This window comes from Natronomonas aquatica (assembly GCF_024449025.1).
GTDB classification, from domain to species: domain Archaea; phylum Halobacteriota; class Halobacteria; order Halobacteriales; family Haloarculaceae; genus Natronomonas; species Natronomonas aquatica.
Window position 1 is genome coordinate 145,495 of the sequence record NZ_JAHLKM010000005.1, and the last position, 25,874, is coordinate 171,368.

27 protein-coding genes and 5 pseudogenes are annotated in these 25,874 nt (G+C 51.9%); 24 read left to right on the plus strand and 8 right to left on the minus strand.

The window, feature by feature from the left end; all coding sequences use genetic code 11:
* Positions 1 to 11 precede the first annotated feature (11 nt).
* Both KM295_RS06530 and KM295_RS06535 read left to right on the plus strand, forming a co-directional pair.
* Positions 12 to 194 (plus strand): hypothetical protein, encoded by a 183-nt coding sequence (locus KM295_RS06530; RefSeq protein WP_256029147.1) that lies wholly within the window; start codon positions 12 to 14, stop codon positions 192 to 194.
* Positions 164 to 637, plus strand: a pseudogene (locus KM295_RS06535) (transposase); the annotation flags it as partial. The gene KM295_RS06530 and the pseudogene KM295_RS06535, both read left to right, overlap by 31 nt.
* A 95-nt stretch (positions 638 to 732) precedes the next feature.
* Here the strand turns inward: KM295_RS06535 and KM295_RS06540 are convergent.
* Positions 733 to 2,031 (minus strand): glycosyltransferase family 61 protein, encoded by a 1,299-nt coding sequence (locus tag KM295_RS06540; RefSeq protein ID WP_256029148.1) that lies wholly within the window; start codon positions 2,029 to 2,031, stop codon positions 733 to 735.
* A 197-nt stretch (positions 2,032 to 2,228) separates the two neighbouring features.
* Here KM295_RS06540 and KM295_RS06545 point away from each other — a divergent pair.
* Positions 2,229 to 2,871, plus strand: a pseudogene (locus KM295_RS06545) (coiled-coil domain-containing protein); the annotation flags it as partial.
* A gap of 231 nt (positions 2,872 to 3,102) precedes the next feature.
* On the opposite strand, the gene KM295_RS06550 reads toward KM295_RS06545, so the two are convergent.
* Entirely contained in the window at positions 3,103 to 4,131 is a 1,029-nt protein-coding gene (locus KM295_RS06550; RefSeq protein ID WP_256029149.1) for a glycosyltransferase, read from the minus strand.
* 295 nt (positions 4,132 to 4,426) lie between these two features.
* Here KM295_RS06550 and KM295_RS06555 point away from each other — a divergent pair, with 295 nt between their 5' ends.
* Entirely contained in the window at positions 4,427 to 5,323 is an 897-nt protein-coding gene (locus KM295_RS06555) for a glycosyltransferase family 15 protein (RefSeq protein ID WP_256029150.1), read from the plus strand.
* Positions 5,324 to 5,473: 150 nt separating this feature from the next.
* Complete coding sequence (locus KM295_RS17010) at positions 5,474 to 5,734, plus strand: sugar nucleotide-binding protein (protein ID WP_418904760.1); 261 nt, start codon at positions 5,474 to 5,476, stop codon at positions 5,732 to 5,734.
* A gap of 734 nt (positions 5,735 to 6,468) precedes the next feature.
* Here KM295_RS17010 and KM295_RS17195 read toward each other — a convergent pair.
* Together KM295_RS17195 and KM295_RS06565 are read right to left on the minus strand one after the other, a co-directional pair.
* Complete coding sequence (locus tag KM295_RS17195) at positions 6,469 to 6,804, minus strand: hypothetical protein (protein ID WP_256029151.1); 336 nt, start codon at positions 6,802 to 6,804, stop codon at positions 6,469 to 6,471.
* The gene (locus tag KM295_RS06565) at positions 6,722 to 7,864 is read right to left on the minus strand and encodes a hypothetical protein (RefSeq protein WP_256029152.1); all 1,143 of its coding nucleotides are present in this window, start codon (positions 7,862 to 7,864) and stop codon (positions 6,722 to 6,724) included. Before KM295_RS06565 ends, KM295_RS17195 begins: the two co-directional genes overlap by 83 nt.
* Before the next feature lie 161 nt (positions 7,865 to 8,025).
* Here KM295_RS06565 and KM295_RS17015 point away from each other — a divergent pair, with 161 nt between their 5' ends.
* The 10 genes and pseudogenes from KM295_RS17015 to KM295_RS06615 all read left to right on the plus strand — a co-directional run.
* Entirely contained in the window at positions 8,026 to 8,193 is a 168-nt protein-coding gene (locus KM295_RS17015) for a sugar nucleotide-binding protein (RefSeq protein ID WP_418904756.1), read from the plus strand.
* 350 nt (positions 8,194 to 8,543) lie between these two features.
* Positions 8,544 to 8,819, plus strand: coding sequence for a helix-turn-helix domain-containing protein (locus KM295_RS06570; RefSeq protein ID WP_256029153.1), 276 nt, complete (start codon positions 8,544 to 8,546; stop codon positions 8,817 to 8,819).
* Entirely contained in the window at positions 8,731 to 9,036 is a 306-nt protein-coding gene (locus KM295_RS06575; RefSeq protein ID WP_256029154.1) for a winged helix-turn-helix domain-containing protein, read from the plus strand. Before KM295_RS06570 ends, KM295_RS06575 begins: the two co-directional genes overlap by 89 nt.
* A 13-nt stretch (positions 9,037 to 9,049) precedes the next feature.
* A complete protein-coding gene (locus tag KM295_RS06580; RefSeq protein ID WP_256029173.1) occupies positions 9,050 to 9,574 on the plus strand; it encodes a transposase in 525 nt (174 codons plus the stop codon).
* 112 nt (positions 9,575 to 9,686) lie between these two features.
* On the plus strand, positions 9,687 to 10,193 hold the full coding sequence (locus KM295_RS06585; RefSeq protein ID WP_256029155.1) for a transposase: 507 nt from the start codon (positions 9,687 to 9,689) through the stop codon (positions 10,191 to 10,193).
* Positions 10,194 to 10,340: 147 nt separating this feature from the next.
* Positions 10,341 to 11,402 carry a GDP-mannose 4,6-dehydratase gene (locus tag KM295_RS06590; RefSeq protein WP_256029156.1) on the plus strand — a complete coding sequence of 354 codons (1,062 nt, stop codon included), beginning with the start codon at positions 10,341 to 10,343 and terminating at the stop codon, positions 11,400 to 11,402.
* Positions 11,399 to 12,376 (plus strand): GDP-L-fucose synthase family protein, encoded by a 978-nt coding sequence (locus tag KM295_RS06595; RefSeq protein WP_256029157.1) that lies wholly within the window; start codon positions 11,399 to 11,401, stop codon positions 12,374 to 12,376. The genes KM295_RS06590 and KM295_RS06595 overlap by 4 nt, the downstream gene beginning before the upstream one ends.
* Positions 12,377 to 12,615: 239 nt before the next feature.
* A protein-coding gene (locus KM295_RS06600) for an IS630 family transposase (protein ID WP_256029158.1) occupies positions 12,616 to 13,613 on the plus strand; the annotation gives its coding sequence in 2 pieces (ribosomal slippage) (positions 12,616 to 13,108 and positions 13,108 to 13,613; 999 coding nt in all).
* A gap of 327 nt (positions 13,614 to 13,940) precedes the next feature.
* Positions 13,941 to 14,102: pseudogene (locus KM295_RS06605) on the plus strand (sugar phosphate nucleotidyltransferase); the annotation flags it as partial.
* A gap of 291 nt (positions 14,103 to 14,393) precedes the next feature.
* A pseudogene (locus KM295_RS06615) lies at positions 14,394 to 15,133 on the plus strand (IS5 family transposase); the annotation flags it as partial.
* On the opposite strand, the gene KM295_RS06620 reads toward KM295_RS06615, so the two are convergent.
* Positions 15,122 to 15,361 carry a hypothetical protein gene (locus KM295_RS06620; protein WP_256029159.1) on the minus strand — a complete coding sequence of 80 codons (240 nt, stop codon included), beginning with the start codon at positions 15,359 to 15,361 and terminating at the stop codon, positions 15,122 to 15,124. The pseudogene KM295_RS06615 and the gene KM295_RS06620 sit on opposite strands and share 12 nt — an antisense overlap.
* Positions 15,362 to 15,408: 47 nt before the next feature.
* On the opposite strand from KM295_RS06620, the pseudogene KM295_RS06625 reads away from it, so the two are divergent.
* Positions 15,409 to 16,538: pseudogene (locus KM295_RS06625) on the plus strand (ISH3 family transposase).
* A 146-nt stretch (positions 16,539 to 16,684) separates the two neighbouring features.
* On the opposite strand, the gene KM295_RS06630 reads toward KM295_RS06625, so the two are convergent.
* Positions 16,685 to 16,918 carry a hypothetical protein gene (locus tag KM295_RS06630; RefSeq protein ID WP_256029160.1) on the minus strand — a complete coding sequence of 78 codons (234 nt, stop codon included), beginning with the start codon at positions 16,916 to 16,918 and terminating at the stop codon, positions 16,685 to 16,687.
* A gap of 106 nt (positions 16,919 to 17,024) precedes the next feature.
* Between KM295_RS06630 and KM295_RS06635 the strand changes: the two genes are divergently transcribed.
* The 5 genes from KM295_RS06635 (at position 17,025) to KM295_RS06650 (ending at position 21,343) form a co-directional block, all read left to right on the plus strand.
* Positions 17,025 to 17,495 carry a dTDP-4-dehydrorhamnose 3,5-epimerase family protein gene (locus tag KM295_RS06635; RefSeq protein WP_256029161.1) on the plus strand — a complete coding sequence of 157 codons (471 nt, stop codon included), beginning with the start codon at positions 17,025 to 17,027 and terminating at the stop codon, positions 17,493 to 17,495.
* A complete protein-coding gene (locus KM295_RS06640; protein WP_256029162.1) occupies positions 17,492 to 18,565 on the plus strand; it encodes a glucose-1-phosphate thymidylyltransferase in 1,074 nt (357 codons plus the stop codon). Before KM295_RS06635 ends, KM295_RS06640 begins: the two co-directional genes overlap by 4 nt.
* 2 nt (positions 18,566 to 18,567) lie before the next feature.
* On the plus strand, positions 18,568 to 18,747 hold the full coding sequence (locus KM295_RS17025; protein WP_418904757.1) for a hypothetical protein: 180 nt from the start codon (positions 18,568 to 18,570) through the stop codon (positions 18,745 to 18,747).
* Between the two features lie 102 nt (positions 18,748 to 18,849).
* Entirely contained in the window at positions 18,850 to 20,049 is a 1,200-nt protein-coding gene (locus tag KM295_RS06645; RefSeq protein WP_256029163.1) for a sulfatase-like hydrolase/transferase, read from the plus strand.
* Between the two features lie 34 nt (positions 20,050 to 20,083).
* Positions 20,084 to 21,343: a sulfatase-like hydrolase/transferase gene (locus tag KM295_RS06650; RefSeq protein WP_256029164.1), complete on the plus strand. Its 1,260-nt coding sequence runs from the start codon at positions 20,084 to 20,086 to the stop codon at positions 21,341 to 21,343.
* A 225-nt stretch (positions 21,344 to 21,568) separates the two neighbouring features.
* Here KM295_RS06650 and KM295_RS06655 read toward each other — a convergent pair whose 3' ends face one another.
* Positions 21,569 to 22,456, minus strand: coding sequence for an SDR family oxidoreductase (locus KM295_RS06655; RefSeq protein ID WP_256029165.1), 888 nt, complete (start codon positions 22,454 to 22,456; stop codon positions 21,569 to 21,571).
* Positions 22,457 to 22,508: 52 nt separating this feature from the next.
* On the opposite strand from KM295_RS06655, the gene rfbB reads away from it, so the two are divergent.
* The 3 genes from rfbB to KM295_RS06670 all read left to right on the plus strand — a co-directional run bounded on the left by rfbB (position 22,509) and on the right by KM295_RS06670 (position 24,819).
* Complete coding sequence (gene rfbB / locus KM295_RS06660) at positions 22,509 to 23,432, plus strand: dTDP-glucose 4,6-dehydratase (protein ID WP_256029166.1); 924 nt, start codon at positions 22,509 to 22,511, stop codon at positions 23,430 to 23,432.
* Between the two features lie 401 nt (positions 23,433 to 23,833).
* Entirely contained in the window at positions 23,834 to 24,319 is a 486-nt protein-coding gene (locus tag KM295_RS06665; protein ID WP_256029167.1) for an OB-like fold-containing membrane protein, read from the plus strand.
* Positions 24,320 to 24,321: 2 nt separating this feature from the next.
* Positions 24,322 to 24,819: a hypothetical protein gene (locus KM295_RS06670; RefSeq protein WP_256029168.1), complete on the plus strand. Its 498-nt coding sequence runs from the start codon at positions 24,322 to 24,324 to the stop codon at positions 24,817 to 24,819.
* A 169-nt stretch (positions 24,820 to 24,988) separates the two neighbouring features.
* Here the strand turns inward: KM295_RS06670 and KM295_RS06675 are convergent, their stop codons facing one another.
* On the minus strand, positions 24,989 to 25,345 hold the full coding sequence (locus tag KM295_RS06675) for a hypothetical protein (protein WP_256029170.1): 357 nt from the start codon (positions 25,343 to 25,345) through the stop codon (positions 24,989 to 24,991).
* Between the last annotated feature and the right edge of the window lie 529 nt (positions 25,346 to 25,874).

A 25,874-nucleotide genomic window follows, 5' to 3' on the forward strand; every position in this document is an offset into this window, starting at 1 on the left:
TCGTCTACTACATGGAGGACGTTCTCGCCCTCTACCACGAACCCTACGACGAAACGCGTCCAGTCGTCTATTTTGACGAGTCTAACAAGGAACTGCACAAGGAAGTCCGCGACCCGCTCCCGGCCGCCCGGGAGCGGTCGCTCGGTACGACTACACCTACGAACGGAATGGCACACGCAATCTCTTCGTGGTAAGCGAACCGTTGACTGGCTGGCGGCACGTTGAGGTAACCGAGCGACGGCGCAAACAGGAATTCGTCGCTCAGATGCAGTCGCTGGTGGATGATCACTACCCGGATGCGGACTGCATCCGGGTGGTGATGGATAATCTGAATACGCATCAACGGTACGCCTTCTACGAACATCTCCCGCCAGCAGAAGCTCGTCGGTTGCTCAGGAAGCTCGAATTTCACTTCACGCCAGAACACGGCAGTTGGCTGAACATGGCGGAAATCGAGTTCAGCGCCCTGTGGACGGAGTGTCTCGACCGGCGTATTCCTGACGCAGCGACACTCCGTACGGAGGTCGCTGCGTGGGAACGCACCCGAAACGAGGACGAATCCGAGATTGATTGGCAGTTTACCGCCAATGACGCTCGCATCAAACTCCGCCAGCTATATCCAGCAAATCACGATTGAAGCTGCACTAGCAAGTACAAGCCTGAAGCTACGCTAAGCAAGCCTGAGTGCCAACGCAGATGTGTTTAATTAGAAAAAGAGAAATAAATTGAAAATTAAATAATTTTTTCAAGTAGATCTGTGACCTGATCGGGGGAAATGCAGAAGTCTTGATGATGTGGGTTTATTGTGTTGTCGTTTTCATCAACGCCGTCTCCAAATAATGCATGATACTCGTGATCAAGAACTTGTGAAAGTTCAAATTGCCAAGTAATAAAATTTTCTGGTTGAAATAGTTCAATAATATTAGCATCAGCCGAAAAAATAATATTGGTGAAGCTACTTCCTGTCGGTCCAATTATGATATTTGCTTGTTTGAATAATGCCACTTGCTCAGCAAACTTCATCGACTCCGGGCTATAACTTTCGAAGCCGTAATCTGAAATTGTATCTACCAGTTGTTCTCTATTAGTAACCTGCCGACGATCCATATTCGCCCGAGATAAATAAATCCGCGAAGAGAACCGATCTAAATGTTTTTCGTAATCTACACCGTTCGCAATTTGTTCTCTAATCCAATCAATATCGCTGGTACACCATTTGGTTTTTGCCCACATAGGGAGTACATAGCGATCAACTGATGCTTGACCCCCTTCCCATTTTATCAAATTGCTAGTATCAACTCCAACTAATTCTAACGTTTCTATCTGCCAATCAGTAATATTTGGATTTACGAGGATTATTGGGTTCTTGCCTGTCTGCCTCTGGTAATGTTTAATTCTGCGGATGCGGGGCAAGATCTCAACAAGCCAATGGCCGTACGCTGGTGTCGTATTTTTTCGCCCGGTTAGAATACTTGCAGCGACCTCAAAGTTTTGATCAGATGGGCCGGGATCAATAATACTCTTCATAGTGTTTACTCTTCCAAACCAACGTAATGTAGATCGAAACATAGCAGCAAAACTTCCACCCCTGTCTCTAAGATTCGCCTTTACCTCGAGGGGTAGTTCTCTGTTTGGGGTTCTTGCCAATGCGTGCGGTCCGAAAATTGTTATGTTTGGCAGTTCAGCTACAAACGGTTCATGACATTCAACACTGTACTTGGGATCTTTCTTGTCATCTAATGTTGTGAGGTCATCTCGCCATCTATCCCGTCGTATCGCTTCCTGAATTATGTCGTCTTTTCCAGGTACCGTTGGTGCTACAAATGTATGCTGTTCAGGTTTGTCGTGAGCATAATACTCAATTTCTGGGTGCGATTTGAGATCGGACCTATCTAATGTAGATATTACATTTGTATCGAGTAGATACATAATAGTACTGCGTTCAGTCTCTTTCGTCAAATTATAACCCTTCTTGGCTACATATTGGGCTTCGTTTGGCAAGGATTCATAAAGACGACGTAAGGAACTCATTTGCCGTGGAGCATCATATTATTCTATACATTAATACTTTTTTCGTGCGTGTTTACTCCCAGAAGGATTTCGGCACTCTCTCGTAGGTTGCTCCTGACCTAACAGTAGAGCAATGCAGACGACAGGGTGTTCTCTGAGGGACGGTCTCCCTGCTAGATACTGTCCTGTGTTGTCTGCACTGGCTGAGGGGAGTTGTAATGGTCACTGATGAGAAGGTAGAGCAACTGCTTGAGCGGATAACTGCACTCGAAGATCGTATTGATGAACTTGAGCAGGAGAACCAGCAACCCCGAAAAGAGAACAAGCGCTTCAGAGCTAAGGTCCGATGGCATGAGGGACCACATACGCCACCGAGCAAGGAACAATCAGATCAAGAGGAGTCGTCCTCGACTGATGAAGACGAGGATGACGGACAGGCGCGTACTGACGGCGGCACGCTTGGTGGAAAACCTAGGCACGACCCTACATGGCGGCCTGCACCTGAACCAGACGAAGAAATCGAGGTCACCTGTGGCTGCTGTCCAGAGTGTGGCGAACAGTTTGACGAGTCGGCGGGCGTCAGCCCCTGACTCGTCGAGGAACTTCCTAATCCACAGCCACCCGAAGTGACACAGTACAACCGCCATCACTACCAGTGTCACCTCTTGTGGGTCCGAGACTGTCGCTTCACACCCCGACTGTCCCTATGAGGAGCAGTTCGGGGTGAACGTCATCGCACAGACGGCGTTCTCTAGGTACGACCACTGCCTTTCCTACCGGAAAATCGGAGACCACTTCGAACAACCCCACAGACTGGAGCTATCCGGCGCGTCCGCGTGGCACGCGACCGAGCGTGCGTCTTCGCAAGTGGCAACGCTGTCGCTGTCGGCGGCGCTTAGCCGCCGACAGCGACAGCTCCGGCTTCGGTCAGCGTTGGTTAACCGCCACCGACGACTCACTACGACAAAACAGGTCATTCAGGTTAGGTTAACTGGCGATGCTTTCTGAGGTACTGAGCTTTGTCGTTTGGTGGAATTCGCTTAACTAAACACGACGCACAAAGCATCCCCGTCTGCCTCTCACAGATCCACTTCAGTATTTACCCTGAAAAAGTGCCTCAATATCATTGAGTCGATCCGAGATTGTATATTTCGATGCGATAAGGTCGGCACCACGCTTACGACGGCCAATATATGCTTTTGGATCATCAAGATACGCGTCTAATTTTTCTTTAAACTCTTCTTTTGTACGAAAGATAACGCAGTTTGAATCATCAAAATCAAGCCGCTCGAAATCCTCACAGTATTGAGCGAATAAAAGACTTCCAGCTGCCGCGATCTCGTAGTATTTTGGCACGACATATTGGTATTGGTCTTGTAGCGAACCTGCGGCAATAGCTGCATCAAAATTACGCAACCAATGGTAGTATTCATCATTGGTCATAATTTTGTTCTGCGTTCCTGAGTTGATGTGTTCTGTGACACCTGGCTGTTGACGACACCAGTCGCGGAGTTCATATTTTTCAGATCCACCCGCACCAGAAATATGAACGTTGGTTCCACCGCGATACTCAATTTCTTCGGGCTGCACAATATGTTCATCTGGGATAGGCCAAGGAAAATGAACCAACCTACTCTCACAGAGATCCGGCAAATGGTATAGTGATGGATTATACAACGGAGTAGCTACATAATCAATTTCATTATCCCGTATGTAATTTTGGATATAGCTTGGCTGGATATGTGGATCACTTAGAAAGGCTATAATAGTTTGATTATTATTTTTACTGTAATTTATGGATGGCCCTTTTTTATTTCGAATTCCAAAAGAAAATATATATTCTAGATCATTACATCGACGTTCATACATTTGCTGAGAGGTAATAATTACAGGTTCAAATTTTTCTATAAATTTTTTAACAAAATAAGGCGTACATGCTGCAACCCAATGATCAAGTTGATGATGACCCCAATTAAGAACAAGACCATATGAAGAATGTATATTCCGCTGAGACCATCTCTTGTGTGCATTAATCGCTGCGTACTGGATTTGGTCGATTTGCTCAGAGAGTTCGTATTTCGCCTTAGAGGGATTACTCAACCCCCGCCAAATTTGTTCCAATGAATATGGTAAAACCATGATTGATTAATAAGTCATTCTAATCGGGTCTTATAAAGCTTTTCGCTATATGTTTGATAGCTTGAAGTCGTGTTCCGAGTCTTGGGTCAGCGCTATGGATCGAGGTTGGCCTCGCAATCTTGGTATCGTCAGTTTTGAGAAGCCATAATTAAAGCCGCCGTCAAAAATATTGGCGACAGTATTAACCCCTGTTACACCTGGTTACAAGCTTTTAAATATGATCAAAAATTCAGCGGCTTATTGGGGTTTTATCATCAAGGCCCAAATGAACGTAGATATGGAAGCAGCCATCATCGGTCTCATCCGTTCTAATTCAAGCCTGCAAGAATACGCCTATTTGCTAAGACGAAACAAATTATTACATAAAAATCTAGAAATGAGTTCTGATTATGATATTTTATTGTTCCACGACAAACCAATAAGGACTAGTATAAAAGATACTATTAAACACGACTGTGAAAATGTGCGTTTCATATATATAGAAAATGAATTTACTATCCCACCGTGGACAAATCCAAATAATTGGGTAAGTGATTGGAGAATTGGTTATAAACATATGTGTAGATTTATGTCGATTAATCTGTGGGATTATGTATCCGACTACGAGTATATACTTAGATTAGACGACGATTCCTGGATAGAGTCAAGAGTAGATTACGACATTTTCAAACGCACTTCTGATATGGGATATGAATACGGACATCCATTAAGAAGGCGTGAAAGCCATACGTTAACGAATGAAACATTACCGCAGTTCACTAAAGATTATGTGGAACAAAATGGTATTGATATAAACTGTGGTATGGATGAATTAAATGATGAGATATATTATAACAATTTTTTTATTACAAAGACCTCTTTTTGGTTTCGTGATAATGTTCAAGATTATTTAAGAGCAATTGATCAGAGCGGTGGCATTTATAAATATAGGTGGGGAGACGCGCCCATACACACACTTGCAACTAAGATGTTTATGGAAAGCGACAAGATACACGAGTTTGAAGATATAAAATATACCCATAGCGGATGGTCAAATTACGATAAAACGTCTTTATCGGAATTAACACCGGAGTGGATTTTTCGTGCGAACCTAACCCCAAATGAATATATTTACTGGATATTACTTTATCCTAGAATTCTAAAATTCAAACACAAAATATCAGGCTTATCTTAAGAATACTCAAAATGGACTAACCCCAAATATTCGGGTATGCAGTTACTGGTGACCGGGGCGGCGGGTTACTCGGTGACAAAATAGTGTGGACGGCGAGCACTGCGGGGTTTTCAGTTATTGGCACCTACCACACATGAGCCGGCTATCGAGGTGACCTGCGAGCAGCTCAATATTACCGACTCGCAACGATTTGAGGAGCTACTTTCGAGGTATACGCCCGATGTCGTAATCAACTGTGCAGCGATGACAGATGTCGATACGTGTGAGAAAGCGCCCGAAACGGCACAGCGTGTTAATGAGCCACGTTTTCGGGATGTAGAGCGTTTACAAACGAATAGCGGTCGAATCAGACGGAGTTTGAGATGTTCTCTCGGGGATATGATGCATCGGTTACTGGCTGCCGGGGAGTGACAGTGAGGGAATGGGAAAACGACCGATATCGTGCTCAGGCCGCGAGTCCTGCGGCTTGCCGCAGGCGAGCAACGAGTAGAGGGTCAGCTTTTCACCCGACTTTCCGGAGAGAGTTGCCGACCGCCCGGACGAACGTATTGGCGGTCACGACTGGCGGTGACCTGATTTCTCGTTCTATGCCGACTTTCACCAGAAAGTCGGTGAGTCTCCATAGATTGTACAGTAACGCTGCGAACGTGAAGTTGAACAACCTGTCTCTTACCCACAAGTCTCGGCGTTAGCTCTGCGAGACTAATAATTTCCTCGGAAAACCGCAAGAAAGCGATAGGATTACTAGTTAACGTACATTTCCGCAACTGAGGCACACAACGGTTTTACGGTAATATAACCCTATTTTACCGTAATTTGACCCTCCCGCGTAGTTCATTGATTGCCCGAGTGATCTCAAGATCCGCCGTAGCGTAGCTGACACGGCCATTGGAAAGTGTCGTGTTCATTCGAAAGATGTAAGTAAGAGACAGGTTGAACAACCGCACTCGGTAGTCGGGCGAGGAGGTCTTCGGAAGGTACGCTTTCACCGACTTGTACTGGTTTTCGATGTCCCAGCGACGGCTGTAGCTGTTCGTCACGCGAGCGATCTCGTCGGGATCGACGTGATCGCGGTCACGAATACGGCGTATCTGCCTTCAGCGTCGTCACTGGTGGCTGGAACGTACAGATATTCTGCAGTATGATCAACGTCCCCGTCTATCCCGACGGGGGACGTCATGATTGACAGCAGCGTCTACCCCGTCTTTGCTCTTGATTTGCTTGATCGCCTCGTAATCTGATTCGTATTTCGGCACTGGCACCGTGTACAACAGTCCACGACCGTCGATCTCTGCACGGACGTTTCTGGCGTAGAAGCCACGATCCAACAGCACTTCGTCCAGATCGACGTACTGCTGGGCTCTCGAAAGCAGACGCCCAACCGCGTCTGCTTTCGAGTCAGCTGGTGCCTCGACTGGTTCCCAGTCTGAGTGTTCCTTGACACCCTCGATCCCAAGAATGATTGTAACGTCGTCCTCCAACGATCGTGATCGTCGCAAACGTGTAGCCGTGTTTCAACTCACCGTCGTCGACGTACCCGCTTACCATGGGCGGGTACGTCGACTTTGGGATCTGGTCGTCCTTGTCGATCCACGGCCAGACGTGGTAGGGGACGTGAGTGAAATCGACGGCCGCCACGACGTGGCGGTCGTCGAATGGATCTTCGTAGCGGATCGTTTGGAGGATATTTTCGGTCGCTGTATCGAACGCATCCATGAGATTCTCACGGAATACCTCGGTGAACGCAATGATATCCTCGATCTGTTGGTCCTGGAGCGGAACAGAGACTTCCTGATCAGCCGGCATTGCAAACTGCTTAATCATCCGGAGGAACGTAGAGTCATCACAGGCATCGTTCTCGTCAAGAAACCATCCAGCTTCGCCCTCGGAATGGGCGCTTCCCTGAGTGAGGCATGCCGAGGCGAACAGATCGAGGATCTGTTCGTCCTCGTAGACTCTGTTATCGGCTCTGTGAGAGTTGAATTCGCCGAAGGCGTGCCTTCGGGCGAGTTCGACGATCTTGTTTCCCTGCTTTCGAACGCACTCGCGTGTCACGGTCGGTTCATCACCGTCGTTTTTTTCGATATCGTCCTCATCAGGAATGATCGGAATCCGTGCTTCCAACACGACGCCACGATCAACGGCTTCTTGTGCGATCCCCGTAGCTGCGGCAGTAAGCGTCCGTTTTGTCTGTTCGCTGAACTGCTTCCACGCGTACGAGAGTGATTGTTGTGACAGTGCCTTCTCCAAATCAAGTGTCTTCAGGAGTGATGGTCGGTTTTCAAGGCGATCTGCGACCTCGCTCTGGGCGAGGTCGTAGATCTTCTGATAGAGATACACTCTGGCCATCGATTCAGTCCCGTTTGCGACCTTGTGTTGCTGGCAGCGGTCGGTAAGCCCGTCAACTGGAATCGATACATCTCCAAGAACACGCCAGAGGTGATCTACTGATTCACAGACTTCTCCAGCATGATAGACGATCGCCCCCGTGAGTGCGGGGGCGTCGTCATCACCCGCCGACACCTGCTCAAAAGTCATCATAGTTCTGAGCCCGTCTGCGAGAGGTTTCAAGTCGTCACATTGGTTGCCAAATCGACTGGTCCGGATCTCTATTGAACTTATAGCTGTCTCATCAATCGATACTATGACCAAACGGTATTGTCAGTAGTCTAGTGGTTGGTAGGATTTGAGATCCTGAAAACGTGGTTAATGAAGCGGCCCCGAAGGAAATGGCGCGGATTGCAGACGAACAGGGTGTTGGATTTATCCAAATATCGACGGATTACGTCTTCGATGGCGAGAAATTGGATCGATGCGAATTAGACGATACGCCCAATCCGATACAAGCTTATGAGGAGTCCAAACTTTAGGGCGAACGCGCAGTCAAAGATGCGCATTCGTCCCCGTGAATCATCTGGCTGTCTTTCGTCTACGGACGAAATTACAGGGAGATCCCGAAGGCTTTCGAGCGTGGGTTCTTGAACGGCTTGAAGACGACGAGACAACGCCGCTTTTGGTCGGTTAGTATATAACGCCGACGCGAGCTGGCTCGGCAGCTGAAACGATTCTCGAACTTGCTAAAGAACAGAGGGAGACACAGTACACGTCGCAGCACAAGACTGCATTACGCCGTACGAGTTTGGTATGAAACTGGCGGAGATTACGGGCCACTCATACGGTCGTGCGAAAGCATTTGCCAGTGCAGCCGTATTCTATTGTAATGGGTCGACTGGATGATTTCACTATAGAGGATCTACATGAACTACGCGAGCAAACAGAGGGAGAGATCCCGCGAGAACGTGTTCTCGCGGCGATTGGCCGGAAGCAAGGTGATGAGATCAGTACACTCGCTGAACGTCATGGTGTTGTCGAAAAGACGATTCGAAATTGGCTCGATCGGTTCGAGAATGAACCGATCGAGCAGGCTCCGTACAATCAACCCCTACCCGGACGCCTGTCGAAGCTCGAAGGTGATCAGCGCAAAAAAACTGTTTGAGCATCTGCAAGAACCCCCGACTGAACGCGGCTACGAGAAACAAGCTTGGTCAACAAAACTCCTGTTACACCACGTCAAAGAGAAGTACGGCGTTGAATACAGCAAGGGTCATCGACGGAAGCTAATGGGGAAGGCCGGGCTGTCCTGCCGGACAGCACGGCCGCGTAATCACGAAGCTGACCCAGAGGAAGAGGCCGAATTTCAGCAGACAGCTTAAAAAACGACCCGAGCTGAGCGAGAAAACTGTTGTTGTCGTCGATCAGTTTACCAAGCGTGTCGGTACCGTTCAACGCCGTGGCTGGTACCGGATTGGGTCAAATCCGACGATAGAAACATCGAATTCGTGGTATAAGGTGACAGTACTGGGCGCTGTCACCGACGACGGTGACAGCTTCTACTGCTGGACCGAAGAGAATCTCACGTCAAAACAAGGCATTTGGCTGCTTGGTGCGCTCCAAGAGAAATTTGGGGAAGAGCTGGTTGTGTTTCTTGACCGTGCTGGGTACTTCTACAACAGAGATCGCTGGGAGCATGTCAGTGATGAGCACGGAAACGAAGGAAATGAGGAGCATCTTGATGTCTGGTACTTTCCGTCGAAATTGCCGGAACTCAACCCGGTCGAAGGACGCTGGGATCGGCTCAACGAGTGGTTCAAGCATCGTCTCATTCCAGGTCTTTCGGCGCTAAAACAACAGATTCAACGAGGACTCTCTACAGTGTCTGAACCGAATATCTGGAACAATCTCTGTCCATGATCACCGGTAAAAGCTAACGCACGACCGTATCAATGGAACTACTTGAGGAAGGTTCGATGGCAGATCTCGGTCGGGCTGCCGGTCGGCCGAGAAATTCGTGTCTATCTGTAGAATGGATCGGATCGATTCTGAGCCGTTCTCATCCGACCGTCGAAGCGGATCTTCGAGGACTTGTTCAGTCCACCCGATAGGTGTCGCGATTCGCCTAGTAGTGTTCTTGGATATCGGCTGGGCGTTCGTCAAATCGGTGGACGTTGTCGCAGTCCAGCCCAAGACAGATGATCGCTTCTTTTCCCGATTTACCGAATACGTCACTGCAGACCACGCAAAACATTTCATTTTAGCACTATGTAACGAATTTGAAGAGGACTTGATTGTTGTCCTCGATGGAGCGCCGTATTTTCGGGCGTCGGCCGTCACGGACCTAGCGGCCTATGACGACCTCGCCTTCGTGACGTTACCGTCGTATTCACCGGAGCTAAATCCCGTCGAGGAATGCTGGAGACAGCTTCAAGTGGCTCTCAGCAACCGCTTCTTTGACTCGCTCGACGAACTTACGACAGCAATTGATACAGCCCTCGACCAACTCTCTATTCCAAAGGTGAGCAATTATTTCTAGCCACTACTATAGTAGTTCAGGGCTGAAGTGGTACTAGAATATCTTCTGGTGAGTCTCCCGAAGAGATTCGACGAGACAAGCGACTCACCTTTGTCGCCCACAAACATGAAAACAATAAATTACTCTTAGTACCCATTTCGTAATCAGATGAACCTCGATTCAGGACTCTCAAACCGATCAGTCTTTGTCACTGGTGCCGACGGCTTCATCGGCTCACACCTCGTCGACCGGCTCGTCAAGCTTGACGCAGACGTCCATGTATTCGTCCGAGCGACGTCAAGCGGCGAACTGAATAACATCCGTTACCAAACCGACAAGATAAGTATCCACCGAGGTGACCTTCGTGACAAACACTCTGTTGATAAAGCGCTTAGCGCACTTGAGGGCCACGCTGATTCCCTCATCTTTCATCTGGCGGCCCAGGCCCACGTCGGCGAATCATGGGAGCGACCGTACGAAACCGTCGATACGAACATCAACGGAACGCTGAATCTTCTCCAATCAGTCGTCGATCTGGATCTCGAAATCGCGAAGTTCGACACTGCTGGTACGAGCGAAGAGTACGGCAACGTCAAAGAGGAGATGCTGGAGAAACACGAGTTCGAAGAGGACGGCCGCGTGCTTCTCAGCGAACGCTCGCCGGTCAACCCCACGAGCGTCTACGCCACCTCGAAACTCGCCGCCGACTTCCTGACAATGAACTACCACGACGCCTACGGGTTGCCGACCGTCACCACTCGGATGTTTAATAATTACGGCCCCAGACAGAATCCACGCTACATCACGGGCACGATCATCACGCAAGCCTTGGAACGCGACATCGTCGAACTCGGCAATCTCACTCCGAAACGAGATATGTGTTACGTGAGCGATGGCGTCCGCGGCCATCTCCACGTCGCCTTGGAAGGCACGCCGGGTGAGCAGTACGTCTACGGCTACGGCGAGAACATCTCGATGCAGGAGTGGGCGGACACTATTCTTGAGGTCGGTACTGAATACGACTACTGGGATGCTCCTGAGATCATCCAAGACGAGGATCGGTTCCGCCCTGGCGACAGCGACGTTGAGGAGCTACTCGTCGGATATGAGAAAATCAACGAAGAGACCGGCTGGGAACCCGAGGTTTCGTGGCGAGAAGGCATCCGCCGCACGATCAATTGGTACGCAAACAACCCAGATAGCTGGTACGGACGAGTTGATTGGCGATGACCACAACGAACTCCCACGAATTCTGGGATGACCGCACGGTGATGGTTACCGGCGGTTCTGGCTTCCTCGGCAAACATCTCGTCGAAGACCTCGAATCCCGCTCTGACGATGTCGAAATCTTCGTTCCACGAAGCAATGAGTACGACCTTCGAAAAAAAGCGGATATCAAACGTGCGTTCGAGGATTCCAGCGCGGATACGGTCATCCATCTTGCCGCAACGGTCGGCGGTATCGGAGCGAACCGCGAGAACCCAGGCCGATACTTTTACGACAATGCGGTGATGGGAATCCAGCTTATCGAACAGGCCCGCCAATACGGCGTCGAGAAGTTTACTATCCTCGGGACGATCTGTGCCTATCCAAAGCATACGCCGGTTCCATTCAAAGAACAGAACCTCTTCGGCGGCTATCCCGAAGAGACAAACGCCCCCTATGGCATCGCCAAGAAAGCCCTCCTGACGCAGTCAAAAGCCTACCGCAAGCAGTGGAACTTCAACAGTATCTACTTGCTGCCGGTGAATCTCTACGGGCCGCGTGACGATTTCGATCTCGAAACATCTCACGTCATTCCCGCGATCATCCGCAAGTGCATCGAGGCGCGCGAACGCGGCAACGACGCGATCACGGCGTGGGGAACCGGCGAACCAACACGGGAGTTCCTCTACGTCAAAGATGCCGCCGAGGGAATCCTCGACGCTACAGAGCGGTACAATGCTTCAGATCCGGTGAACCTCGGCAGTGGCGAAGAGATCTCGATTCGCAAACTGATCAACATCATCGCCGACCAAACCGGCTTCGAAGGCGACATCGAGTGGGATACCTCGAAACCGGACGGCCAGCCTCGTCGGAAACTCGACACCACCCGAGCGAAAGAACGGTTCGACTGGGAAGCCTCGACAGCGTTCCGTGAGGGGCTTCAAGCGACGATAGAGTGGTACGAGGACAACCGCGATGATATACACGGCGATGAGTGAGTGGATTCCGGACGAGAAGTGGGAGACGATTGTCCAGCACGTCCCAATCGTCTCGGTCGATCTCATCGTCGAGTGCCCCGAGGGCATCGTGCTTGGCCAACGGGCAAATGAGCCCGCGAGAGAAGAATGGTTCGTCCCGGGAGGCCGCATCAAAAAGAACGAACGACTGAACAAAGCGGCCCATCGGATCGCTATAGTATCCGTTAGAACTTTCCGCCCGGAGATCGTGGCAGTGCATAATGGACCACCTCGACGAGATCTCTCTCGAAGAACTCCAAGAGGCTCTCGACAACGTGGACGAGAAGAAGCCGACAGAACGACTGTTAGCGGCGATCGCGTACAAGAACGAAGTCTCGCAGACCGAGTTAGCCAAGTGGCACGATACCGGTCGGCGAACGATCTACAGTTGGCTCAAGCGACTCGACACCGACGAGTCGCTTGAGCAGGCTGTTACTGATGCTAAGCGAACTGGAAGAAAACGCAAACTCTCAGAAATACAGCAAAAAAAGTTCGAAGACGCTGTCCACGATTCTCCCGAGGAGGTTGGGATCGACGCGCCGGCGTGGACGCCGGCGCTCGCCCAAGAATTTCTCGCTGACGCCTTCAACGTAGACTACTCAATCCCGAGCTGTCGGCGGCTGTTGAAAGAAGCGGGATTGAGCTATCAAAAACCCCGCCGTACAGCCGCTGAATCGGATAAAGACGAACAAGAAGCGTTCCACGACGAACTCAAAAAAAGCGGCGGGAGATGGACGCCACCGTAGTCTGTATCGACCAGACCAAGAAATCCGTCCAAGTTGAGCCGCGGGCCGCGTGGTTTCCGCGCGGCACGCGGCCCTCCGTCGAACTCTCTGGACAACGCGACTGGACGTGTTTACTCGGCGCGATCACCGAGAATGGTGATCGCTTCTTCTCCCGATTCACCGAGTACGTCACGGCCGAACACGCGAAACATTTCATTTTAGCGTTATGCGAAGAATTTGAGGAAGACCTGCTCGTCGTCCTCGACGGAGCGTCGTATTTCCAGTCGGCCGTCACGGACCTCGCGGACCGTGACGGCCTTGATTTTGTGACGTTACCGTCATACTCGCCGGAGCTAAACCCTGTCGAGGAATGCTGGAGACAGCTCCAAGCATCCCTAAGCAACCGTTTCTTTGACTCACTCGGCGAGCTGACAACCGCGATCGATACCGCTCTTGACCAACTCTCTATCCCAAAAGTGAGCAACTATTTCTAATCGATACTATAGTGAAGAACTCAATGTTGATGTCCAGATCCGCGTAGAGCTAGGCGCATTCGAACACTTCTACGAAACGTCGGAGGTCGGCTGTGCAAAACACTATGTCGCCCATGGCTTCCACGTTTGGACTGAGCAGACAGATTTTGAGTCGGAGGCTCAACACGACGAGATCGCTGTATTCGAACATCTGCCACCTGATCTCTACGAATACGTCGAGGCGTATATTGATGCTGCTGGTATCCACTGAGTTCTACTGCCAATACCCCTCATTGAACGGGATACTACTGCGAAAAGAATATTCCGCTTACAAGTGACAACGGCAGTATGCATGCAATTGTCTTGGCCGGCGGCTACGCGACACGTCTGTGGCCGATCACAAAAAATCGCCCGAAGATGCTGTTGCCGATCGGCGAACGAACCGTTATCGGAACGATCTTCGAAACGCTCGAAGCCGAGCCACAGATCGACGACGTATACATCTCGACGGCTCTGGTGAATCACTAGACAGCGTCGGATTCGACCGTTAGAACTAGTGGTATGAAGCGGGAAATCGCCGATACTCTATGTCGAAAATTTCCCGCTTCACAAAGAAAGCGGTACGGTTAGCTAAAAATGCTGTTGGTGGCCGAGACGAAGTCGCCGCCCCCAGAGTGATCACTGAAACAATTGAATATTCAGCGAAGTGTAATGCAGACCCCCGGTTCCGAGTGAAACACCTCAATTCGTTCACTGAGGCTCTCTTGTTTCGGCGCTGTATTCAGTCTTTACGCATACCACTCAGGGGGCGGCGGCTTCGCCGACTATGCGGTGGTGTCGCTGCACTGTCTGCGGGTTTACTTGGAGAAATCCTACCGAGAAGCGTTAGATCTGCTGAGCGAGATGCCACATATTCTCGGGGAGATCGGCATCAAACCGGCCGATCTCCCGGATCACTCGACGTTAGTCAAGTGGTTTGACAGAATCAAGACAGCCCTCTGGCGAGTGCTGCTGCGCCTTTCGGCGCAGTTGCACGAGCCAAGTGGTCACGCCGCCATCGACGCAACGTTCTTTGACCGCGAAAATGCGAGCAAACACTACTGCCGTCGGACGAATTATCGCGTTCAAACGCTCAAAACAACTGCGCTCGTCGATACAGACACTCAAGCGATCCTTGACGTTCATTGTACGACGGAGAAACGCCACGACACACAGCTCGGCTGGCAACTCGCCCGACGCAACGCAGGCGAGATTGCCAGCTTCGCCGCCGACAAGGGCTACGACTGGATGGAGTTACGCGAAAAACTCCGGGATAAAGGCGTCAGACCGCTAATCAAACATCGGGAGTTCCGGCCCATCGATCACGCGCACAATGCGCGGATCGATGGGCCTCAATACCGTCAACGAGCGATGTGTGAGACCGCCTTCTCGACGATCAAGCGCACGCTCGGCGACGCCGTGCGCGAACTTGGTACGGTGAATTTCGTGAACTTGTTCTGATGTGTGTCGTTCACAACATCAAGCAATCTCTAGAACCGTGAAATCAAGCTACGTCCGGCGATCCACCACGGCCGACGAGCATCCAGCGCGTTATCGAACGCCTGCTTTTGAATCTCCCGCGTGTAATCGATCACGAGCATCTCCTTCATCCACCGCACCAAAAATGTCGTCGTCCATCGCACGGCGAGTACGGCACTCACGCCGGCGATTACGAATCCCAACGTAAACGGGATTCCCAAGAACAGATACAGAGTCACGAAGGCCATCATCAGTACCTCACAAAGCCGGTTAGTTAGAACGTCTGCTTGCTGATGGTGTGTTCAAGACCAAGCAAGCAGACAATGAAATCCACGAAGACCAACTCCTTAACTTTCTCGTCAACACGCTCAGCGATGAAATCGATCTTGACCTCGGCGATAATGCTGAAATCGAAGCTGAGGACCTCGGTCTCTACGCTCTGTAGTTCCAGTGAGGACTCACCGCCTGCGAACACGATCCTCTACCATCTGCGGACGAAGTTCGAGCCGGAACGGCTCGAACGAGTCGCTAACACGCTCCTTCGGCGGGATGTCATCGAACTACTTCCCGAGCAGGTGGAGGTCTGCGCAGACCTCCACCTGCGGCCCTACTACGGTGATGAAGACGACACGGACGGTCTCTATCACTCCGAGGCCAAGCGTGGAACCACCGCATTCCACGCTTACGCGACACTCTACGCGCGTGTGAAGAACAAACGGCACACGCTGGCGGTGTCGCCGTCTCGAAGACGGCGACACCGCCAGTACCGTCCTCGCTGAGTTTCTTGGACTGCTCGACGGCCTTGACACCGGAGTCAAGGCCGTCTACCTCGACCGTGGATTCTACGACAGCAAGTGCCTCACGCTACTCCAAGCGCACAACTACGCCTACGTGATGCCGATCATCCGATGGGGTGAGGCGATTCAGCAGGAACTCGTGGAAGGGTGGAGTCGCGTCATCCAACATGACCTGACAGGGAAACTCGACGGTCACAGCTGGACCGTCGAGTTTCCCGTCTACATCGACTGTACGTACCTGAATGGACGGTACGATGAACATGGAGTGGCGCGTCACGGCTACGCCGCTGACGCGCCGTTTATCGAGACTCCACGCGATGCGCGATACCACTACAGCAAACGCTTCGGTATCGAATCGAGCTATCGCTTGTCCGAGCAAGCGATAGCGACGACAACGACGCGAGACGCGACGGTGAGACTTCTGTACGTCGTGGTGAGTCTGCTGTTGCAGAACGCCTGGCGGTATCTGCACTACGAATACGTGGCGACGCCTCGCCGAGGCGGGCGTCGCCTCTGGTGGTGGCCGTACAAGGAGTTCGTCAATATGGTTCGCCGGGCCGCGTGGACGGCCCTCGCGGTGCGTCGGGCCGTCCCCGCGAACCGGCCACCTGACGACCGGTTCGACCGGTAGTCACCGACCGGGAACGCCGCCTCGTCAGTGGCTACGCTGTCGCGTCGGCGGCTGACCGCCGCCGACAGCGACAGCTCTGCATTCGATCAGCGTTGCTCAACCGTAATCGACGACTCATCACAGCAGAACAGATGGCTCAGGTCGGGCTAACCGGCGATGCTTTGTGAGGTACTGATCATGACTCCGTCGGCCTCCGCCGCCGGGTCGTTCGCCTGGACGATCTCGACAATCGGCAGGAGAAATCCCAGTCCAACCCCCTCAAGCAACGCAGCGAACACCCCGCAGACGACGATCGCGACGGCCAACACTGGCTTGTATTTCGCAACCCGAATTAACGCCCGGAGTTGCGCACGCCGGTCGATCTCTTCGCCCTCGCTCATTATATGAATCCTTGCCTCGTCGCCGTTTATACGCGTCGGTCTCTGGTTGTCTCACCACGACGAGACTCAAAACATCTATTGTGCTCCCTAAACACTTCCAATCAAGATGAGCAACATCAACGGCGTTGAGTGCCGCGATCTCCAAGTCAACGCGGATGAACGCGGGCACCTCGTCGAGATATTCCGTGACGACTGGGACCTGTACGATCCCGCCCCCGAGATGTCCTATTACTCGCTTTCGTATCCGGGTATCATCCGTGCCTGGCACAAACACGTCGAAGGACAAATAGATCACTTCGTCTGTCCCCAAGGCCGAATCAAGGTCGGCATCTACGACGATAGAGACGAGTCCCCTACGAAAGGTGAAGTAAATACCTTCATCATCGGAGAGCACAACCAGAAAGCTATCCGCATTCCGGGGGATTGTTGGCACGGCTTCAAAGTAATCGGCGACGAGCAGGCGATGCTCATCAACTTCCCGACGAAGCCCTACGACTACGAGAACCCCGATGAGGAACGCCTTCCACACGATACTGACAAGATTCCATTTGATTGGGAGGCTGAACCCCACCAATGAAAGGTCTCATTCTCGCCGGTGGGACGGGCTCTCGACTTCGACCGATAACTCACACAGGTCCCAAACAACTTGTTCCTGTTGCGAATAGACCAGTGATTGAGTATGCAATCGAAGATCTCAAAGAGGCTGGAGTAACTGAAATAGGTATCGTCCTCGGAAACCTCGGTCGTGAGGCGATCCAAGAATATCTCGGTGATGGATCAGATTATGGCCTTGAAATCACCTATATTATCCAAGGAAATCCGTTGGGACTCGCCCATGCTGCTGGCTGTGCTGAAGAGTTCATAGATGGGGAGAATTTCGTGATGTATCTCGGGGATAATATCCTTGAGGGTGGAATTACAGAGCTTGTCGAGAGCTTCCAAGCCGGAAATCACAGTGCAGGAATTGCTCTTCAGCATGTTGAGGATCCCCAGCAATTCGGTGTTGCCGATGTTGATACGGAAGGTACTGTCAGAGCACTCGTCGAGAAACCCGATGACCCACCGAGTGATCTCGCACTTATCGGCATTTACGTTTTTTCTCCGACAATTTTCGATGCGATCGAGGCGCTTGAGCCGTCTTGGCGTGGTGAACTTGAGATTACTGACGCGATCCAGTCGCTGCTTGACGATGGCCACTCGATCGACTCCGCCGTTGTTGAGGGCTGGTGGAAGGACACGGGAAAGCCAGAGGATGTTCTCGATGCGAACCGACTCGTTCTTGAAGACACCACAGGAGCCGTTGACGGGACAGTCGAAGACGGTACAGAGATTACGGGGAACGTCGATGTCGCTGAAGGTGCGACACTCGAAGCTGGTGCTGTCATTCGAGGTCCCGTCAGCATCGGTGAAGATGTTCGAATCACCGCCGATACCTACCTCGGCCCATACACTTCGATTGGCGACGGATCAACGATCGAAAACGCCCACATCGAAAACACCGTTGTCGTCGGTGAGGCGACGATCCGGACCAACGTCAAGATCGTCGATAGCCTGATCGGGGAGGGCGCGACGATCGACACCGCTGAGGATCTTCTTCCGGAGGGCAAACGGCTGGTCATCGGCGAGAACTCACAGCTCAAACTCTAATCATGCGCATCATCACCCACGCCTGTCCGACCTGTGGTACCGTTGTCGCGGCCAACGAGCTTGAACGCCGTCGCGTGATGAGATGTCCTGGCCTCGACTGTGACACAGTCCTTCGGTTTGAAGACCTTGACACGGAAAATCGAGAATTCTTCATGAAAAATCGAGATCAGTACCACCTCTAAGGCTCATCTTTCAATATAGGGGTACCGTTATCTGGTAGATATGGTATCTCTGTAGAATCAATAAGAGGAATCTTAATAACTTTGACCACTGGTGGAGTAAACATGCTTGGATCACTAACGGATTGTATGTCCGTATCGAATATTTTGATCTTCATCTCCGATAGCCTTCGGTACGATGCATTTCCGGACAAAATAAAAAAGCGCACCACTTGGGGAAAAGCAGTATCCGCAAGCACCTATACTGGATCGGGATTCCCATCCATAGTAACTGGACAATATCCGACCAGTCACTGTATATGGAAACTTAGCGGCCAACTTGAGTCTGAACCGCCACTGCTATCGCTGTATGAGAGTTCCGGACTAGATGTAACACACGCGTGGTCAACAACAGAGGATCCAGCACAGAAGCCACCCATGCGGATGACGCATCAAGCCAGATATACGCTGTTGGAAGACGTTTCTCCTCCGTTTTCGCTCGTCGTTCATGATCGTGGTGGTCATATGACGTATGGGCGTTTTGAACAGAACGAATGGGAATCCCACGACGAGTTCTTTGATGAGTTAGCAAATCGGCCCGAACAAATCAAAGAACTGTATCATGAGGGAGTAGATGAATCGGCTGAACGGTTTCTTGGAATGTACGATCAACTCGAGTCTCAAGGAATACTCGACGATACGCTTGTGATCTTTACCAGTGATCACGGAGAACTGTTAGGAGAGTACAACGGACTGTACGATCATCAAACCCCGATTGTACCTGAATTAGTGTACGTACCGCTCGCGTTTGCTGGAGCGGGATTACCCGAAAATCATAAGTTAGAAACGCTGGCATCGACGGTTGATATCGTTCCGACAGCGTTCACCGCACTTGAAGAAGTGAACTCACGTCCAGTTGATGGACTTGATCTGTGGTCTCTCCCGGAGTCTCACTCCGGAGAACGAGTAATTCGATCTGAAATATGGAATTCCCCGCGTCCGTTCCTTGAATACAAAGCTACGTCCGTCTGGAACGATACTGGTGGCATAGTGAAACACTACGGTAACGCAGCTTCCCGCTTATTGTATATGCTGGGAACGCAGTACTATTACCGCCCCTATTCGAATATCGTGTGGAAACCGTCGTGGGAACTCGGTCAATTACTCAAATTATATGCGAAATCAACTGTAGAATTTGGCGATCCACCAACCGATATTAGCGATGAACTGCAGGTGGAGTTCACTCAACAAAATGAAGCTAACGCTCAGACAGAGGTTCCAGAACCGACAGAACAGCAGCTAAAAGATCTCGGGTACCTGAAATAGCGGATTTTATACAATGTTGGCGACTGCTACCTGTATGAAAGATATTGCTCTTATCACCAATGATACCTGGAGGCGTGATACGCTCCCGAATATGGACCAACTACGAAGCGCTACTGAGTCGTTTTCTACTCTAGAGGCAATTGCTCAGGGCGCATCAACAAAAAGTGCACTTCCTCCAATTATTTGCAGTATGTATTGGAAGGAGAAGGAAGGGGAACTATCTTGGGATGCGTTGAGCCTTCCCGCATTTCTCTCCAAACATGGGTATACTACTGGAGCATTCATCGGGACAAATCCGTTTGCATCACGCTGGCAAGACGACTTCGATATGTTTTGGAACAGCGGTCGAGAGAATTTTAATAAATTCACTCGGAAGGTCTCGCGGGGGGTTGATTTTGCATTATTACAGAAGGAGACACCCGGAACAGAAGTTTTGAAACAGGCTAAGAAGTGGTACAATTCGACGAATGGCCCACGGTTTATGTGGATCCATCTCATGGACTCGCATGAGCCATACTATCCTGGACTCCGAAGAGGGACCTCACATGGCTTACTCCGATCATATAAATCACTTCTCGAAAATCGATCAAAGTTCGATGAAGGCGAATTCTTTACGGAATCCTTTTCATCAGAAACTGTTGAACAACTACAGACATTATATCGGGCGTGTGTACAGAATGTCGACGAGATATTACCAAAGTTTTTAGAAGTCATTGAGGACGATGCGACCGTGCTGATAACTGGCGACCACGGTGAGGAATTTCAGCATGGCCATATGAAACACCAACGTCTCTACGACGAATGTATCGTTGTACCCTTCCTAACTAGGTGGACACTTAGCGAGGGATTCGGTTTTGAAGATCGTCTATTCCATCTCGATATCGCGCCAATTATTGCTCACGGGTTGGGGTTGTCCATCCCCGATAACTGGCGGGGACAACCGACACCGCCGGAGAGGCCGAGAATTTCGTTAATGTTCAACGCTGACCATCGAATAGACCGGTGGTTCATTGGTGGTCGAACAAACGAGTACAAGTACATTCAAAATTATAGCTATTCAACAGGTGATCTATTGGAAGAAGAACTCTATGACCTCAGGCAGGATCCAAACGAGACGGAGAATATCTTCACCGAAGATATCCCGATTGTTGAAGAGTTTCGATCTAAAATCGATGGGTATTTCGATGAAGTTGGTCTTTCCCGGGAGTCTCTAATAGGGGAATCCCGACCAGAAACGAACCGAACCACATCAGAGGATGTCGAGGAACGACTTGAACATCTAGGATATCGTTAATCGCAGTTTTATAAGCATCTTCGAGGCGATTGATAAGTTCGAAATCGCCGATGCGATCCAATGGTTACTCAATCATAACGACATCAACGGGTCAAAGCTTGTCGCCGGAAACGTGCTTCCACCGAGCGTGCGATCACCAGTCTCGACCTGGACTGCCAGAGCGCCCACCGATTTGACGAGTTTTCCAGCCGACATCCGAAAGCAACATGAAACGAATCGAGATACCTACCGAATAGCGTGAACGAACGCTCGGAGATCTGCCTCGAACGTCGGTTGCTCATCCCCCAGGATCGACTCGATCCGATCCACCGATAAACACGTCTTCTTCGGCCGAGCAGCGGCCCGATCGATATCGGCCATCGATCCTTCCTCAAGTAATTCTGTTGGGTGCTCGGTAAACTCCGCCAGCCTCATGCCGAACTCGTACGGTGTGATACAATCCCGTGCCGCGATGTGAACCGTTTCACCGGCCTGTTTTCCGGCAAGCTTGAGGATCGTTTGCGCCGCTGACTCGGCTCTTGTCGGAGTGATATACTGATCGGTAAACAGCGGCGTCGATTCCGCACGCTCAAGGCGATCAAGCACCCAGGCGGGAAAACCCGCTGGCTCATTGTGTTCGGTCCGCCCGTAGACGAACGACAGCCGCACGATCCACGGACTCGGATGGGCAGCTCTAACCGTTTCTTCGCCCCGGAACTTCGAGCGTCCATAAACCTGCTTCGGAGCTGTCTTGTCGTCAGGCTCGTATCGACGCTCCTGTTCCCCACTGAAAACGTAATCGGTAGAGATTTGCATAAACCCGATGTCGTGTCGTGCTGCGACTTGGGCCAACTCCCCCGGCGCGTCCCCGTTGACAGCACGAGCTTGCTCGGGATGTTCCTCACACCCATCGACGTCTGTCATCGCCGCACAGTTGATCACAGTCTCCGGCTCATACGCCCTGACCAGCGATTCGAACTGATCCGTTTCGGTAATATCGAGCTGCTCACAGGTCACCGCAATCTCCGGCCTTCGAGTGTGATACGTCGCGAGGACTGAGATGTCAACAGCACGTGCGACCCGAGCGATAGCGCCACCGAGAAGCCCGCCCGCCCCGGTCACCAGCACCTGCATACCCGAATCTACAGAGCACAAAGTAAATCACTGCCGGTGCGCACACTCAGATATGCGACTGCTCGTGACGGGAGGCGCCGGCTTCATCGGTTCGAACTACGTCCGACACGTCCTCGAAACCACGGACGCCGAAGTCACGACACTCGATAGCCTGACCTACGCAGGAAGCGAGGACAACCTCGCGGGGCTCGACGGCTCCCGCCATCGGTTTATCGAGGGCGATATCCGCGATCGAGGACTCGTCTCCGAACTGGTTGCCGAGGCCGACGTCGTCGTGAATTTCGCGGCCGAGTCACACGTCGATCGATCCATCGACGGTGCCGATCCGTTCGTCTCGACGAACGTCGGGGGCACGTGTGCACTGTTGGACGCGGCCGCCGAAACCAACTTGGACCGATTCATTCAGATCTCGACGGACGAAATCTACGGCGAGATTCTCGACGGGGAATTCAGCGAGACGGATCGACTGGAACCGCGGAATCCGTATGCGGCAACCAAAGCCGGCGCGGATCTTCTGGCTCGGAGTTATTATACAACCCACGATGTCCCGGTAATCATCACCCGTTCCTCGAACAACTTCGGCCCGAGACAGCACCCCGAGAAGCTAATCCCGAAACTGATCCAACGAGCGTCTGCGGGCAAGTCACTCCCCCTGTATGGCGACGGCTCTAACGTGCGTGAATGGATCTACGTCGACGATAACTGTCGTGCGATCGAAGCGGTTCGCAAACGCGGCGCAGTGGGCGAGATATATAATATCGGCAGCGGTGAGGAACGGACCAATCTCGAAGTCGCCCAGCAAGTGCTTGATGCTGTCGGCGCGAACGACGAACTCATCGAGTTCGTCGCCGATCGGCCAGGGCACGACGAACGATACGCGCTTGACTGTTCGAAAGTCGAGTCACTGGGCTGGCAGCCCGAGTGGACGTTCGAGGAAGGGCTCGAACGGACGATTGGCTACTATCGTTCGGATTGAAAGCGGCTTGCTCACCGTCGTGATTCGGCTTGCGGGCAAGTCCCCAAACCTCTTCCTGTAGACTAACTACTGCCTGCTTCAACCAATTCCCCTGCTATAGTAGTCGGTAGAACTGGTTACACACCACTCGCACCGGGATGGCCAGCGACAGCCACGCTGGCCGGAAACTCACGAGTGGATCTACACTGACTTCTACCGACTAGTATAGCTCTTACTGGAGCTAACGCGATTCACTCCCGCCCTGTTCGGTCCTCGGTTCCGACTAAGCGTCGGGACACCCGTTCCTCAGGGAAAGAGCGGGATTCTCTCGCTATATGAAGATAGGCCACCCGGAGCATCAAAACCAAATATAGAGCATCGATACGGCAAACTATAACACGTGAGATAACGGTTGATAGCTCATGGACTGGGGAGCAGTTGGCAGGTTATCTATAGCGGTTTTGTTACTCGGTGGCGTCTTTGGAATGGGCGTCCATTACGACAGTAACGCGGGTACGCACTATCCATATCCCGATACTACTGAGGTTAAAGTATCACCCGAGACGCAGACCGGGACAGAAGTATTCGTTTTTGGAACCATTGAGGAGATTAACGAAGCGCAGAATACAGCCCGGATACGTATCGAGACTGACGAAGGCCCATTCACCGTCGAAGTGACCAAATTCAGCACGCAGCGGAACGTGCAACCGGGCGGAGTTGTCCAGGTGGTTGGCACTTTTCAATCGGAGTCTGTCATTGAAGCGGACACCGTTCGAGTCGTGAATGCAGCAGAGTCTTCGAATATTTACAAATATGCCGTTTCACTCGTGGCTGCTGTTCTCATCGTAGTGGTGTTCGTCCAGTATTGGCGGGTGAACGTGCGGACGCTCTCGATTGGGCGGCGGTAGCAATGGCGGATCTCCTGACGCATATACTCGTTCCGTACGTGCTTTTGACACCGGCGAGTTGGCAGTTCGAGTGGCTTACCAAACGATGGATCATAATCGGTATGGCTGGCGCTGCGATTCCGGATCTGGTCAAAGTCGGCATCGTTCTGGATGCAACTGTGGTTGAATCGGTCCTCGGGTTGCCGTTCTCGTATAGTCCGATTAGTTCAGTAGGCGGAGTGTTGTGTCTTGCGGGAGCGATCGCTATCTTCTTCGAGAGCCAACGACGGCGGGTGTTTTTGTTGCTCCTCTTTGGCGGCTTGACCTCGCTCGTCGTCGACGGGCTGCGGGTGTTCGCCGATGGCCGGTCCGGCTTCTGGCTCTATCCGTTCACCTGGTGGCGGCCACCGACCCCGAGTTTGTATGTGACATCCGATATTCGCGTGCTCATCGTAGCGATACTCATCAGCACTGTGGTGTTTGCACTTGATCGCTGGGGATTATATAAGATGGCTGAATGACCTGGTGTATATGCGCGTTGGACTAATCGGAGTTCGGTGAAGAGCAACGTGTACTCAAGGGGTAGTGCGCCGCCGTTGAGAGCAGATTGTCGTTCGGCTCTCCGCTAGCCCCTCGCCGAGGGGCCGCCCACAAGGTCGCTTCCGTCAAGACGAAAGTTCCCAATCACGGTCAGGGCCATGACGCGTCGCCGACGTCGTTAGTCGAGTACTCAGTGGCGGCAGTCTGCAGCCGCTCGGCGAGGGCCTCGGCGTCGGTAGCCGACAACAAAGCAGTAACGTGACCACTCGTGGTCGTCAACTGTAGCCCGATCGCATCTTCGTACGGCGTAACCGAGATTTCGACGTCGGTGGTCGGCGGACTCGAAACCACGAAACTGCCACGCGTCGAGAGTGGCGTCGACTCCGATGCAGTGTCAACTGTGAGGCTCCCACCGTCGGTACGAGGACCATTGGTCGAATCAGAGAGGCGCTCGAGGACAGCGGCTGCCGCCAACCACGGCGCACTGGAGGAATCCTCGCTTGTCATCGGTGGGCCTCCAGGCCGAGCGACTCGGTCAATGCCTCGACGGGGGCACTCGATGAATCACGGTGGCTGAAGGGTGATCGATACACGGACTGGATCGTCAGCGTTCGACGGAATAAGACATTCATTGTACTGTCAATCGGCGAGTGCTCATCGGCAACCCGCCCGGTCACGATGCAGAGAGCCGCCAGGAACGACAGGGGCCGCTCGCCGCGGACTGGCAGCTAACCGACATCGGACCACGATTCAATCCAATAAATACACTCTCGAAGGTCGGTGAGCCAGCCTACCGAGTCGATAAAGGCATAAATCACGCCCAACTCATACGCGTATCGTGTCACGAGCGGACGATCGGCCCCGGATCACGGACCTATCTTGATCCAGCGAGAGAATCCCGCCCTTTCCGTGAGTGACGAGTGTTCCGACTGGTCGGAACCGAGGAACGAACAGGGCGGGAGTGACTCGATGGAAACGCTGCTACTCCATGAGAGCGTGAAACAAGATATGGGGCGCAAGAGACCGAACGCGATTC